Annotated in this window: 14 protein-coding genes; all 14 read right to left on the minus strand. The window is 44.1% G+C overall.

Annotated features, from left to right (window positions below):
* Nucleotides 1-83: 83 nt before the first annotated feature.
* On the minus strand, nucleotides 84-1,358 hold the full coding sequence (locus tag QN079_RS08080) for an LCP family protein (protein WP_289230695.1): 1,275 nt from the start codon (nucleotides 1,356-1,358) through the stop codon (nucleotides 84-86).
* Nucleotides 1,359-1,475: 117 nt separating this feature from the next.
* Entirely contained in the window at nucleotides 1,476-1,946 is a 471-nt protein-coding gene (locus QN079_RS08085; RefSeq protein WP_289230696.1) for a GNAT family N-acetyltransferase, read from the minus strand.
* Nucleotides 1,921-2,802, minus strand: a complete 882-nt coding sequence (pheA, locus tag QN079_RS08090) for a prephenate dehydratase (RefSeq protein WP_289230697.1) — start codon at nucleotides 2,800-2,802, stop codon at nucleotides 1,921-1,923. The genes QN079_RS08085 and pheA overlap by 26 nt, the downstream gene beginning before the upstream one ends.
* A 1-nt stretch (nucleotide 2,803) precedes the next feature.
* Nucleotides 2,804-3,310 carry a shikimate kinase gene (locus QN079_RS08095; protein ID WP_005226095.1) on the minus strand — a complete coding sequence of 169 codons (507 nt, stop codon included), beginning with the start codon at nucleotides 3,308-3,310 and terminating at the stop codon, nucleotides 2,804-2,806.
* Nucleotides 3,307-4,596, minus strand: a complete 1,290-nt coding sequence (gene aroA, locus QN079_RS08100; protein ID WP_289230698.1) for a 3-phosphoshikimate 1-carboxyvinyltransferase — start codon at nucleotides 4,594-4,596, stop codon at nucleotides 3,307-3,309. Before aroA ends, QN079_RS08095 begins: the two co-directional genes overlap by 4 nt.
* 9 nt (nucleotides 4,597-4,605) lie before the next feature.
* Nucleotides 4,606-5,688 carry a prephenate dehydrogenase gene (locus QN079_RS08105; RefSeq protein WP_289230699.1) on the minus strand — a complete coding sequence of 361 codons (1,083 nt, stop codon included), beginning with the start codon at nucleotides 5,686-5,688 and terminating at the stop codon, nucleotides 4,606-4,608.
* Between the two features lie 44 nt (nucleotides 5,689-5,732).
* The gene (aroC, locus tag QN079_RS08110; protein ID WP_289230700.1) at nucleotides 5,733-6,899 is read right to left on the minus strand and encodes a chorismate synthase; all 1,167 of its coding nucleotides are present in this window, start codon (nucleotides 6,897-6,899) and stop codon (nucleotides 5,733-5,735) included.
* A 19-nt stretch (nucleotides 6,900-6,918) separates the two neighbouring features.
* Entirely contained in the window at nucleotides 6,919-7,974 is a 1,056-nt protein-coding gene (gene aroB / locus QN079_RS08115) for a 3-dehydroquinate synthase (RefSeq protein ID WP_289230701.1), read from the minus strand.
* Nucleotides 7,975-8,010: 36 nt separating this feature from the next.
* Nucleotides 8,011-9,036, minus strand: coding sequence for a 3-deoxy-7-phosphoheptulonate synthase (gene aroF, locus QN079_RS08120; protein ID WP_289230702.1), 1,026 nt, complete (start codon nucleotides 9,034-9,036; stop codon nucleotides 8,011-8,013).
* Nucleotides 9,037-9,075: 39 nt separating this feature from the next.
* On the minus strand, nucleotides 9,076-9,945 hold the full coding sequence (locus QN079_RS08125; protein ID WP_015509715.1) for a shikimate dehydrogenase: 870 nt from the start codon (nucleotides 9,943-9,945) through the stop codon (nucleotides 9,076-9,078).
* Between the two features lie 413 nt (nucleotides 9,946-10,358).
* Nucleotides 10,359-11,117 (minus strand): ABC transporter ATP-binding protein, encoded by a 759-nt coding sequence (locus QN079_RS08130; protein WP_005226102.1) that lies wholly within the window; start codon nucleotides 11,115-11,117, stop codon nucleotides 10,359-10,361.
* On the minus strand, nucleotides 11,117-12,001 hold the full coding sequence (locus QN079_RS08135) for an ABC transporter permease (protein ID WP_010748362.1): 885 nt from the start codon (nucleotides 11,999-12,001) through the stop codon (nucleotides 11,117-11,119). Before QN079_RS08135 ends, QN079_RS08130 begins: the two co-directional genes overlap by 1 nt.
* A 78-nt stretch (nucleotides 12,002-12,079) precedes the next feature.
* On the minus strand, nucleotides 12,080-13,132 hold the full coding sequence (gene trpX / locus QN079_RS08140) for a tryptophan ABC transporter substrate-binding protein (protein WP_010748363.1): 1,053 nt from the start codon (nucleotides 13,130-13,132) through the stop codon (nucleotides 12,080-12,082).
* A 374-nt stretch (nucleotides 13,133-13,506) separates the two neighbouring features.
* Nucleotides 13,507-14,085: a hypothetical protein gene (locus QN079_RS08145; protein ID WP_289230703.1), complete on the minus strand. Its 579-nt coding sequence runs from the start codon at nucleotides 14,083-14,085 to the stop codon at nucleotides 13,507-13,509.
* Nucleotides 14,086-14,174 lie beyond the last annotated feature (89 nt).

Below are 14,174 nucleotides of genomic sequence, written 5' to 3' on the forward strand. Positions count from 1 at the left end.
CGTTTCAACAAATTTCAAACGTCATTAATAATATAGCATAAATTTACTTACTTTCAAATGGTTTTCAGAACTTTTCATTCTGCTTACTCATTAAGAAAATTCCTGATCGCTTGTTGATTGGTTTCAAGATTGATGACTAACACACTTCCAGCACTCGCACTTGAACCGTATTGCCAAGAGTCAGCGACTGGGACAGTCAAGCTGTCGACTCCTCCCGCCCCTCGAGCAATCGAGAAGGTATTTTTTAATAGGAAAGACATTGGCAGGTTGGTGGAAGCATAGCCTAAGACTTTTCCTGCTGCATAAGGCAATTTTAAAATAGCTAAAGGATTTTTCATTTCGCTAAAGATCGCATCCATTACTTGCTGCTGTCGTCTTACACGACCGAAGTCACCTTCTTCGTCCATCCGAAAGCGTGCGTATTGCAACAGCTCAAGTCCATTCATTTGTTGTTGCCCTTGTTTGATGGCAACTTCAAGATTTTTACTCATATCTTTTTCCGCATTGATAGCAACACCTGAGGGAAACAGTGTGTCGATCACTTTTTCAAAGAAACGAAAGTCAACTTTTGCATAATAGTTGGTTTCTAGCCCAAAGTTTTCCGCTAACGTTTGTCTGACTAAATCAGCACCACCAAAGGCATACGCCGCATTGATCTTGTTTTCGCCATAACCGGGAATCGTAACTAAAGTATCCCGCATAAAGGAAAGCAGCTTCGGTTGCTTACTGGGACCATCTAATTGCAAAACCATAATAGTGTCTGCTCGTCCAGCTTCTCCTTCACGACTATCACTACCAATGAGCAATATATTACGAGCACCATTTGCAGCGGCCGTACCATTAAAGGACTCTTTATCAGTCGTAGCAAAAGCAGCGTCACTTCTTGCGACTTGCTGACCGACAAGAAACGCAATCAATGAATAGGCAAAAAGCACCAATAGTACCCGGACCACAATACGTAGAACTGGGTGCTTCCGCTTTTTCTTTTGTTTGGGTTGCTTGGTCTTCTTAAGCTTTTGCGGTTTTTGTTTGCTTTGTTCCTGGCCTTGATGCATCGCAGGTCCCTGAGCAGATAGCGGGGGGATTGCGCTTTTTCGTCCCTCAGATTTTTTTATTCCTACTTGTGACTGTTCTCGGGAACTTTGAGCCGCACGAGGGTCGCTTGCCCTAGGATGCTCGGTGTTTTGAGACAAAATGTCTCTTACTGGCTCATCAGCAGACGAAGTAGAATCACTTGGTCTGACGCGCTGGTTTCTTCTTTTGGCTTCTCGGCGGGCAAAGATACTTTCTTTGGCTGCCTGACTGGATTCCTTTTCTAGCCGTTCATGCAGTTTTTTATTTTTTTCCATCCTGCTCATTGCTTCTGATCCTCCAACTAAAAAATAGCTCTCTGTCTATAAGGATACCCTAGACCTTATAGAAAGAAAGCTATTTTCTGAAATTTTAACCTTTTTCTAGGAAATTTCTTCATTTTTTTACCTTAGATGCTTTGATGCTCCTTGTCGTGTGCTCACAAATCCTGCTTGCTCATAAAATGATTTCACTTGATTTGCCGACCAAAAGTTTAGTGAGAGATTATCGAAGCCTTTTTCCAGCGCAACATTTTCAGCAAATGCCAACAATTGTTTCCCAATATGCATCCCTTGGTACCGAGGGTCAACAGCGATCGCTGCAATTTCCAGCCACTTTCGTTCATGCATCATCGCATTTTGTGGCAAACAGACCTCTTGAAGATGCACAAAGCCACAAGGCTGTTCCGCCAACCAAGCGATAAAAAAGTGGTGGCTTGGCTCTTGCAGCTGCTGTGTGATTGCTTGTTCAAATCTTGTCTGATCAAAGGGCTCAAAAATCGTTGGGTACCATTGATGGTGCTGTGTTTGGATCTCTTTATGAAACGTTGCTAAAAGTGTTTTATCTTGGCTAATTTTTATTTTGACTTGAGTCATTTTTTGTCACTTCCTCAACAACATTTACCGAATACACGCCGAGAAGATGGACGTGTCCACCCAACAACTGAATCTCTTCAAAGGCATTTACAATCAGTTGCCACGGCTTGTCCATCACCAGATCGATCACGAAAAAGTATTCCCCTAAGGTGGTTTTTGACGGCCGCGATTCAATTTTGCTTAAATCAATTTCTCGCCAGCCAAAGGTTGCTAAGATTTTGTGCAAGATTCCCGGGCGATTTGCTGGCAGCGTCACAAAAATCGTTGCTTTCTCGACGGTCTGCTCTGGTAATTGGGTGTTTGCTGCTTTCTTCGTCAAAGCCCAAAAACGGGTTTGATTAAAGGCAACATCTTGAATATTGGTTTCTTTGATCGATAACTGATAAGCCAAAGCGGCTTCTTTGGAAGCAATCGCCGCAACTGCTTCTTCTGGATGTTTTGCTACGTAGGCTGCTGCAGTCGTTGTGGAAGCAACCGCCTCAACAGTAGCTCCAGCAAATCGGGCTTCGATGAAGTCGGCACATTGCGCCAAGGCTTGCGGATGAGAAATTATCTTAGTGATGGGACGGTTGTCTTTTGCTGTTTGCTGAGAAACTAACAATTGATGATTGATCGGTAAAATAATTTCCTGTTCGATGCTCAATTGATTTTGACGAAACAGTGTATCAATAGTGGCATGAACGGACCCTTCTAATGAGTTCTCGTTCGGAACGACCGCACGATCGATCACACCGTTAGCTAGCGCTTGAATACAAAGTGGAATCGATCCATAAGGGATACAGGCATTTTCTGGATACGCTTCTTGCGCAGCTAAATGCGTAAAGGAACTTTTCGGTCCTAAATAACCAATCTTCATTTTATGCACCTGCTTTGATCAAAATTTCCTGTACGATTTCTTCTGGTGTTTTGTTCGTCGTTTCAACGATCAATGAAGCAGTTTCTTCATAAAGAGGGATCCGAGGACGGTAAACAGCCAATATTTCTTCTGGTGATTTTGAGACGACTAAGGGGCGAATGCTGCCAGTATCCGCCTTTAAGCGATGGATCAGTTCCTCTGGATCTGTTTTTAAATACACGACGAGCGGCATCTCTTTTAAAAGCTGACGATTTTCTTCTTTTAATACGATGCCCCCACCAGTGGAAATAATTTGTTCCTTCGCCAAAGTTTTAGCTAAAATATCCGTTTCGATTTTGCGAAAGGCTTCCTCACCGTGTTGGTCGAAAAAGTCTTGAATGGTCATGCCGATCTCAGCAACGATCAAGTCATCAAAATCCACATGAGACTGTTTTGTTTCTTCAGCCAAAAGACGACCAATCGTGGTTTTTCCAGCACCCATAAAGCCAATTAATATCACTTTTTTCACTCGCTGTTTCCTCCTTTAGCCAAACGTGCGACATCCTCAAAAAAATCAGGATAAGAAACTGCTACGGCTTCGGCTTTTTCTAATTCTACCTCTTCATCTGTCAATAAGGCGGCAATTTGCAGCATCATGCCGATACGATGGTCCCCCCGACTTGACACACGTCCGCCATGCAAAGGGGTTGGACCGTTGATGATCAATCCGTCCTCGGTGGGAGTGATGTCCGCTCCTAGTTTTGTCAACTCTTCGGCAGTTGCATCGATTCGGTTGGTTTCTTTTACTTTTAGTTCTTCCGCATCTTTGATCACCGTTTTGCCATGCGCCTGCGTGGCTAACAACGCAATGATCGGCAATTCATCGATCAAGCGTGGGATAATATCGCCAGCGATGGTTACTGCCTGCAAGGTAGAACTTTGAACGGTAAGGTCAGCTGATTGATTCTGATCGTCTTGATTAGAAAAAGCAATCGAAGCACCCATCTCCTCTAGCACGTCAAGAATTCCTGTACGAGTGGGGTTGATCCCGACATTTTTTAAAACGATCTCACTTTCTGGCATAATCGCGCCGGCTGTTAAGAAAAAGGCAGCGGAGGAAATATCACCGGGAACAACTACTTCTTGTCCTTGGAGTGTTTGAGGTCCCGTCACAGTGATCATTTTGCCTTGTGTTGTGATGACACCACCGAATTGACGGATCATTTCTTCGGTGTGGTTGCGGCTTGTTTCTTTTTCAATGATCGTAGATGTACCTTGTGCTTGTAGTGCCGCAAAAATCAGCGCTGATTTTACTTGAGCACTGGCTACGGGCATCTGATAATTGATGGGATGTAATGAAGCCGTGCCATTGATGGTGATCGGTGGGAACTCCGTCTGTTCATGCCCTCTCACATTGGCACCCATTTCTCTTAATGGCAGCATCACGCGATTCATTGGTCGTCTATTCAATGAGTCATCACCGAATAAGGTAGTTGTAAATGGCTGTCCAGCCAAAATCCCCATCATTAGACGAATCGTTGTACCAGAATTACCGATATCGATTGGTTCGTGGGCAGGCTTAAGGCTATTGAAGCCCTGTCCTTCAATCGTGATCGTCTGACCGTCATCATGGATCGGAACCCCTAATGATTGAAATGCATGAAGGGTGCTATAGCAGTCTTCTCCACGTAAGAAATTTCGGACAGTCGTTGTTCCTTCAGCTAACGCCCCGAACATGATACTGCGATGCGAGATCGATTTGTCAGCAGGGACCGCCATCGTCCCTTTTAAATGTGTTGCTTTTTTTAGTTTCATCCCAGCCTCCTATTTTTTTCGACACGAATAGGTCGTCTTGTTTTGGATCAGCTGCTCTGCTTGCAGCAAATCATTTTGCGTTTTGAATGAAATCTGTAAAACACCAATGATGTCTTCTCGAGTTTCAAGAATTTTTAAGTTGATCAAAGAGAGCTGATGTTCGCTCAATAGCCCCGTCACTTCAGCGACAACACCGGGATGATCCGGTACATCGATGAATAGATCATAGAATGCCGGGATCGCGCCATTTTGATGAACCGGCAATTGATCCCGTGTTTCCTTCGCGGATTCAAAGAACCGAAAGATCGCCCGTTCGTCTTTTTCCTGCAACCAGTGAGCCATGGTCGTCATTTGTTTTTGCCACTCATCGATCAGCTGCAGTAGTTCCTGTCGATTACTCAATAAGATATCGGTCCACATGCGAGGATCTGAAGAAGCGATGCGAGTGATATCGCGAAAACCGCCTGCTGCAAGTTGTTGCGCTCTGGGGTGGGCTTGGTTGAAAGCGTCTGCCTGATTGACTAATCCAGAAGCAATAATATGGGGCAAATGGCTCAACATCCCTGTGATTTGATCATGCTCTTTTGGCGCAAGCGCCACATATTTGGCTCTGGTGCCGCGAAAAAGCTCTTGCAGCTCTTCCATCCGCTGACTTTTCGTCGGTGTGAAGATATAGTAAGCATTCTCGAAAAGGTTCTCATCGGCTGCTGTGATCCCTGATTTATGAGAGCCAGCCATCGGATGGCCCCCAATAAAATCAAAGGAAAAGGACTCGGCGAATTGGGTGATTTCCGCTTTGGTACTGCCGGTGTCTGTTACTAGCACCGAAGGCTTTAATGAAAGTACCCCCAGTTCGGAAAGATATTTTTTGTTGATCTCTACCGGCAATGCCAACAAAATCACGTCGGCACGGACAGCACCTTCTGAAAATGAAGGGGGCACTTCGTCTACTAAACTTGTTGCTAATGCGATCTCATTGGTTTCCTGACAATCCCAGCCCATCAAATGCACTTGCGGATGTGCCTTTTTGATACATTTTGCTAAGGAAGCGCCGATCAATCCTAAACCGGCGACAAAGATATTTTGGTTCATGAAAAGAATCCTCATTTCTACTGGAATTTTGGCTAGTTCTTTAATCAGTAGGTTAACAAGTATTCTCGATACGCCTGAACAGATGCGGTCAATTCTGCGAATGAATCCCTTGGGAACTTTTCTAATAGTTCATTGGCCACCACTGTCGCCACCACACTCTCACAAACAACACTGGCTGCTGGTACAGCGGTGCTATCTGAGCGTTCGACGCTTGCTTTATACGGTTCTTTGCTGTCGATATCCACACTTTGCAAGGGCTTGTACAAGGTCGGGATCGGCTTCATAACACCACGAACCACGATTGGTTCACCGTTCGTCATGCCGCCTTCAAACCCGCCAAGGTTGTTGCTTCGACGGGTATAGCCTCGTTGTTCGTCCCATAAAATCTCATCCATGACTTTGGAACCTGGCAAAACACCAGCCTCAAAGCCAACGCCGAACTCAGCACCTTTAAAGGCATTGATGCTGACCACGGCTTGGGCGATTTTCGCATCAAGTTTTTTGTCCCATTGCACGTAACTGCCTAAACCAGCAGGAACGCCGCCAACAAGTACTTCCACTACACCGCCGATCGTATCGCCATTTTTCTTCGTTTGATCGATCAGCTGCTTGATTTCTTCTTCGACTGACGGATCTAACACCCTTACTTCTGAAGCTTCAGAGCGTTCTGCGATTTCTTTGACGGTCAACCCTTCAGGAATTTCCGCTTTGATGCCGCCTAACATTGTTACATGCCCCGCCACATCGATGCCAAGCTCCTTTAAAATTTTCTTCGCGATTGCTCCGATGGCTACCCGCATGGTCGTTTCACGAGCAGATGAGCGTTCCAAAACGTTTCGTAAATCTTGATGATGGTATTTCATGCCGCCGACTAAGTCAGCATGACCAGGTCTTGGTCGTGCCACTCGTCGTAGTTTGCGGTCTTTTTCTGGTACCTCTTCGATCGCCATGACCTTGGTCCAGTTTTTCCAATCTTTGTTCTCAACCACTAAAGTCACAGGAGAGCCTAGTGTTTTTCCATGACGGATACCCGAAGTGATACGGACTTGGTCTTTTTCAATCAGCATCCGTCCCCCACGGCCATAGCCGGTTTGTCGTCTCGCTAATTCAAAATTAATGTCTTCTGCTGTTAATGGCAATCCTGCCGGTAAACCTTCGATAATGGCGGTCAACTCTGGTCCATGTGATTCGCCTGCTGTAATATAACGCATGATCCGTTACCTTCCTTTCTTATAATAGGTAGTCTTTGATTTTTTCAGTCGGGATCGTCACGATTTTCGCCTGTCCGATCGCTTCTAATAGAATAATCTTCAATTGTTGCCCGCGGGCTTTTTTATCATGAGTAATTGCTTGGTATAATTGCTCTTTATCTATTTCACTTGGTGTGATCGGCAAATGAAACTTCTCAACCATTTCTGTAAGCTGCTGGGTCGTACCTTTTGGTGTTAATCCGATGGCTTCTGCATGACGGGTGATCATGATCATCCCCATTGCAACCCCTTCGCCATGACTGGTGTCAAACGCAGCTGTTCTTTCTAAGCCATGCCCGATCGTATGACCGAAGTTCAGTGTCAGACGACTGCCATGATCAAAAGGATCTTCTTCTACTACTTTTTGTTTTACCTTTAAAGAAGCAGTGATTACTTTCTCAGCATGTGCCAAAAGATCGACTTCATCTTTCAAACCTGCTAACGTTTCCCAAAGCTCAGGATCTGCAATAGCGGCCGACTTGATGATTTCAGCAATGCCTTCTTGGACGCGTTTGAGGGGCAAACTTGTAAGTAAATCTGGATCGATCATCACACCGGCTGGTTGTGCAAATGTCCCGACGAGATTCTTGGCACTGCCAGTATTTACAGCTGTTTTTCCGCCGATACTTGAATCGACCTGTGCCAATAACGTCGTTGGAATCTGCAAGAAATCAATGCCGCGCATATAAGTAGAAGCAACAAATCCTCCAAGATCACCAATCACACCGCCACCAAGGGCAATGATCCCATCGCTTCTGGTCATTCCAAGTTGGGCAAGACCATCATATAAATTAGCTGCTTGCTCTAGTGATTTGCTTTTTTCGCCAGCTGGTACGACTAACAGTGTTGCCTCAAACCCTGCAGCGGTTAAGGAATCGACGATTTGTCCGCCATACAGGGGTGCGACGTTGCTGTCTGTAATGACGGCAATACGCTGTTTGTCCCACAACTGTTGCACCCAGGTTCCGACGTTTTGAAACGCCCCTCGTTTGATGAGGATATCATAGGAATGTTCTTCTAAATGAATGTGTAACATTGATTTTTGCACCTCTTTTATTGGTTGTCTTGACGCTTAGTCTTGCAACGCTTTGATTTCTTTCATCGCTTTTTCCATGATATGGACTTCTTTCATCATGTTCATGTACGTTTTTTCATTAAGTGATTGAGGACCATCAGACCAAGCATTGGCTGGATCTGGATGGATCTCAACGATCATCCCATCGGAGCCAGCAGCAACACCCGCTCTAGCCATAGGCGGTACGAGATCCCAGATACCTGTTCCATGACTAGGATCAACGATGATTGGGAAGTGGCTCAGTTTTTTGATGATTGGTACCGCACTTAGATCAAAGGTATTACGGGTTGCTGTTTCGTAAGTTCGGATCCCACGTTCAATGAAAATCACTTCACTTTTATCTTGAACGGCGATGTATTCCGCTGCATTCAACCATTCGTCGATCGTGCCAGAGATGCCTCGTTTAAGGCCAATTGGTTTCCCAGTTTTCCCAACGGCAGCTAGCAATTTGAAGTTTTGCATGTTCCGAGCACCAATCTGCAAAATATCACTGTATTCCGCAACCATATCGATATGTCCTTCGTCCATGACTTCTGTGATGACTTTCATGCCCGTTTCATCCGCTGCTTGACGAATGTATTTTAGCCCTTCTTCTTCCAGCCCTTGGAATGCGTATGGCGACGTGCGTGGTTTGAAGGCACCACCACGTAAGATTTGTGCACCACCAGCTTTAGCGATTCGGGCACATTCACGAATTTGGTCTAAGCCTTCAATCGAACATGGACCAGCCATCGTAACAAAGTTGCCGTCACCGATTTTCACGCCATCCACATCCACAACCGTATCTTGCGGATGGAACTCACGAGAGGTCAATTTGTAGGTGTTTGAGATCCGAATGGCATCTTCGACACCCTCGTAGCTGCGAAAAGCAACATCTTGGATGCGGCGGGTATCCCCTTTTAAGCCGATAACGACCTGTTCTTTTCCTTGGTTGACTTGAACATCTAAGCCTTCTTTTTTGATTCTTGTTACAACAACTTCAACTTGTTCTGGCGTAGCGCCTGGTTTCATAATTACGATCATTTTTTCTTCCTACTTTCGTTTTTTTCTGTTTTTTATTTTTTACATGGATTCGATGAGTGCTTTGACTTTTTCAACAGGCATCGCTTTGCCAGTCCAAAGTTCAAATGCGGCTGCACCTTGATAGAGTAGCATGCTTAAGCCGTTTGCAGTTTTGGCGCCGACTGCTTTCGCATCTTTCAAAAGCTGCGTTTCTCTTGGATTATAGATGACATCATAGACAGCTAATGATTCCCGCAGGAGTGTTTTATCTTTCAGAGGACTTACGGTATCATTTGGTTTCATTCCCACGCCCGTGGCATTTACCAATAAGCTGCTTTGATCGATGGCTGTTTTTAAAGCCATCTGATCTTCTAAGTCGGTTAAGGTAATTTCACAAGCTGTTTTTTGTGCAATCTGTGTTAATTTTTCTTGGATGATTGGATAAAACTCATCCTTGCGGTTAAAGACATGGATCGTTTTGACGCCGTCTAGTGCGGCTTGGCTAATGATCGCTGTCGCCGCTCCGCCAGCTCCAATCACCGTCATGGTGTCGCCAATGATGGATACTTGAATGTCCTCAAGAGCTCGCATAAAGCCGATGCCGTCTGTATTGTGCCCAATCAAGCGACCTTCTTGATTGACGATCGTATTGATTGCGCCGATCAACTCGGCTGCTGGTGAACATTCATCCATCAGCGCTACAGCCGCCATTTTATGAGGCATCGATAAATTGACACCTAAGAGGTCCAACTGACGGATGCTTTGGATACTAGCGGCTAAATCATCCGGCTCAACATCAAAGGCCAGATACACGGCGTCGATCCCTTGTTCTTCAAAAGAAAGATTGTGCATCGCTGGAGAGATGCTGTGTTTGGCTGGTTTGGCAAATAGTGCCGCCAACCGTGTGTGTCCGGTTATCATTTGTTTCATCTGGTTCATTCCTTTCAACAAAAAAAGATGTCCACCGTAAATTTAAGAATCTACAGTGAACACCTTCAAACATTACATAACGACAGAGCCGATATGTGAATATAAAAAATAGCCACTATAGATTTTACGATCTACGTGGCTGCGAATTCATTACGAAATGCTCTAGCCATCATAGATACAAACTTAGCGTTTGTACCCATGCCTTCATGAATACAAACCTATCTAAAATAGCTAAAGTAATATTTATTCAGTTGTGTGGGGTTCGTTAGCAATAATTTTTGCATAGTCGTTCGCTCCAAACTGATGTAAGATTGACCTAAGTATAGGTTTAACTTTGAAAGATGTCAATGATTTTTTCTTATTTTTTTCATTTATTTGATTGTTTTTTTTGAAAACACTGTTCTATCAAGGGTTTATAAGTCATCCTCAAAGAACAGTAATAGTTCTGGTAAACTTAATTGCGCTTTTTCCTCTGCTGAAAGATCTTTGACGATCTCCCCTTTTCTGAGCAGGATCAAGCGGTCCCCGTATTTTAATGCATCTTCCATCCGATGGGTGATCATTAGACAGGTCAGGTTTTGTTCTTCCACGCGTTTTGCAGTGATTTGCATCAGCTGTTTGGAAGTCTTTGGATCTAAAGCAGCCGTATGTTCATCTAGCAACAACAGTTTTGGTGTTTGAATCGTTGCCATCAATAAACTTAGTGCCTGTCGTTGACCACCAGATAAACTGCCCGTTGGCGTATCCAAATGATTTTCCAACCCGTTGCCGATTTCTTTACAAAGCGCAAAGAACATTTCCCTTTGTCCTTGGAGTTGTCGAAGACCAAGTGACCGTTTTTGCCCTCTTTTTTGGGCTAACAGCAGATTTTCTGCCACTGTCATACGGGGAGCAGTGCCCATTTTCGGATCTTGGAAAACCCGCGCCAAAAAGCGTGCGCGTTTTTCTTCCGAAAGTGTAGTCACATTTTGATCATCGATCATCACTTGCCCACTCGTCAAGGGCATGGTGCCTGAGATGCAGTTGAATAACGTGCTTTTGCCGGCACCGTTTCCTCCAACGACTGTGACAAATTCTCCTGGCTTTAAAGAAAGATCGATTTTATTCAAGAGTACTTTTTTCTCATTTGGTCCGTTGCCGACAACTTTAAAGGCTTTTTTTAAGGCTAACATTATTCGTCCTCCGTTTCAAAACCAGTGCGTAGATGCAAGGCTTGTTTAAATTGAGGGATCAACAAGCAGATCGTCAAAACGATTGCAGAGAAGATCTTCAAGTAGGTCGTATCAAATCCAGCTTTGATCACAAATAGGATCAATAATTGGTAAATAATGCTGCCAATCACAATAGCGATCAAACGTTCCAGCAAGGTCAGTTCCCCATACAACACTTCACCAATGATGATTGACGCCAGTCCGATAACGATCACACCGATACCTTTGCTTATGTCGGCATAGCCGTCATTTTGCGCAATCAATGCGCCTGAGAGTGCGATCACGCCATTGGAGACGATCAATCCAATGATTTTCATTCGATCGGTATTGATCCCCATCGATTTTGCCATATGCTCATTATCACCTGTAGCGATGTAAGCTTGACCCAAATTCGTATGGAAAAAGTAAACCAAGACGCCTCCGATCAACAAGACCATGATCAATCCAATGATCACCGTATCATAATAATTCGGTAAATTCATTCTAGTAAAAAAATCTTGAATTTTCGGTTGATTTAATAAAGAGAGGTTGGGTGAGCGCATCACAAACAGCATGACCGAGTTCAATGAAGACATCACCAAGATTCCAGCTAAAATCACGGGAATTTTGCCTTTTGTATAAAGAAGTCCTGTCACACAGCCCGCACACATCCCAGCCAATACTCCTAAACAAGTCGCTAAGACGGGCGACACCCCATGGGTGATCGCTGTCACACAGACAGCACCGCCTAACGGAAAGGACCCTTCCGTCGTCATATCCGGGAAATTCAAAATTCGATAGGTCATAAAAATCCCTAATCCCAGGATTCCCCAAAGTAATCCTTGCCCTATTGCTGAAACAATCATCATTCTTCCTCCATATTCTTACAAGTTTTCTCTTTCAAGACCCTCTCGATGATCGCAGGTGGTCGCTGTTCTTGGTTGTTACTCGTCACTTGCTTCGCTTTCTGGCGTCGTTGTAATCAGTTTCGCCTCGTCTTTGAGGTTTTCTGGGATAGTGATGCCCAATAACTGCGCCTGAGTTTCATTGATGATCGTTTCGCCATCGCTGAATGTATAGATCGGTGTTGTCGCAGGTTCTGCTGTCCCATCAAGAATTGCTGCCACCATCTTCCCAGTTTCCACGCCTATCGTAAATTGATCTTGTCCGACCGTTGCCAAACCGCCTTGTTCCACCATCGTGTCTACGGAAGTAATGATTGGTGTTTTTGATTTATTGGCTTCTTGAACTACGGTCTGCATAGCATTTGCGATCGTATTGTCTAACGGAATATAGATAAAATCGACTTCCCGTGCCATCACTTGCACCATTTGCGCAATTTCATTACTTGAAGGAACGGCATACGATTTGCTGGTCAAGCCATTTTCTTCGGCAGCAGCTTCTGCTTCTGCCACTTGGTATTTCGAATTGTCTTCGGTCGAAGAATACAAAATACCGACTGTTTTTGCCTCTGGCAGCAAATCTTTTGCTAGTTTGATTTGTGCAGCAACTGGTGCTTTATCGGAAACACCAGTGATATTGCCGCCGGGTTGATCCATATCTGCCACGAGATTTGCCCCAACTGGATCAGTGACCGCTCCTAAAACGATCGGTACATCCTGAGTGACATTCGCCAACGCTTGTGCTGCGGGTGTTGCTACCCCAACCAAAACGTCGGCATCTTTATTTAGCAGCTGCTGGCTCATCGTTGCCAATTTGCTTTGATCCGCTTGACCGTTCTGGAATTCGATCGTCAAGTTGTCCCCTTCGGTATAGCCTGATTCTTTAAGGCCTTCTTTGATCCCCTCGGTGATCGCATCCAGTGCTTCATGACTGACAAATTGTAGGATCCCGACTGTTTTTTCAGCTTTTTCTACTGGTTCCGAAGTCTCACTAGCTTGATTGGTCCCACTTCTCATTCCTAACTGATAGACAAATGTCGCTCCTAAAAATAATAAAATAACGGCAACCGATGCAATTAATCCCTTGTTTTTCATTTTTCATTCTCCTTTTTCTGCTTACATTTTTCGTGTTTTTCATTTTATGGTTTTTGAGAACAAAAAAAGCAACTGCCTATGTGACGGCAATTGCAAGTAAGCAAAAGCCGCATAGAAGCTTGTCCTATGCGGCGATAAATTCAACTACCAGCATAGATACAGCACTTTAGAAGGTTCTCTAAAAAGTTGTATCTATGGAATGAGGTCCCATCAATACAACTATCTACGCCAGTTTTGCCATGATTTCACTTGCAATGGAATAAATAGTTTCATGATTGTTCCTCCTTCTCAACTTGTTTTCTTTCTTGATTGAATTCAGTTTAGCTTATTGATAAAAAAACGTCAACAATTTTCTGTCAAATTGTCAGATTTTTTTATCGATCATTGGCAGAAGAACGAATCGTCCACATCGGTAAACGATTCAATTCCGGGATGAATTCCGTCGTTGGCTGCTCAAATGAATCAAAGGTAAAGCGATTTTTCTCAACCCCTTCTTCATAAAAAACAAACGTCACTTTATCAGGATCAACGCTGTATTCATTGGAGAAAAAAGCCGCATCATAGACGATTGGATAATAAAAAAATGTCCGATTCAGCTCATCTTCTTGCGCTTGGATCAGATCAAATACTTGATCGAGTTGAGGTCCGTTGGGCTTACTAAACATCACCGAAATCGCTCGTGTTTCACGAATCGTCTTGTCTGCAGTCAGATAAGGCAATGGCTGTACTTTTTTTGACGGCAGCTTGTCAAAAGCGATCCGATCCACTAAAGAAGCATTGATACGATTTTGAGAAAAGACGATCAAACCTGCGAAGACCAGTGCGAAAAGAATTCCCCCGATCAGCGTGAAAATCGTTTTTTTCTGATCGCGATAAAGATCATCTAAAAAAGCTTGCCAGCTTTCAACTATTTTTTCTTTCGTGTAATGAACAAAGTTCCTAACTTGTTCCATAATTTGCCCACCTTTTTTAAAAATCCTACTATTAATTCATACTATCAATTCCCTCCTAGAACGTCAAGAAACTTCACATTTCTTCGATA

The sequence above is a fragment of the Enterococcus sp. FZMF genome (genome assembly GCF_030263915.1).
GTDB lineage: Bacteria > Bacillota > Bacilli > Lactobacillales > Enterococcaceae > Enterococcus_D > Enterococcus_D casseliflavus.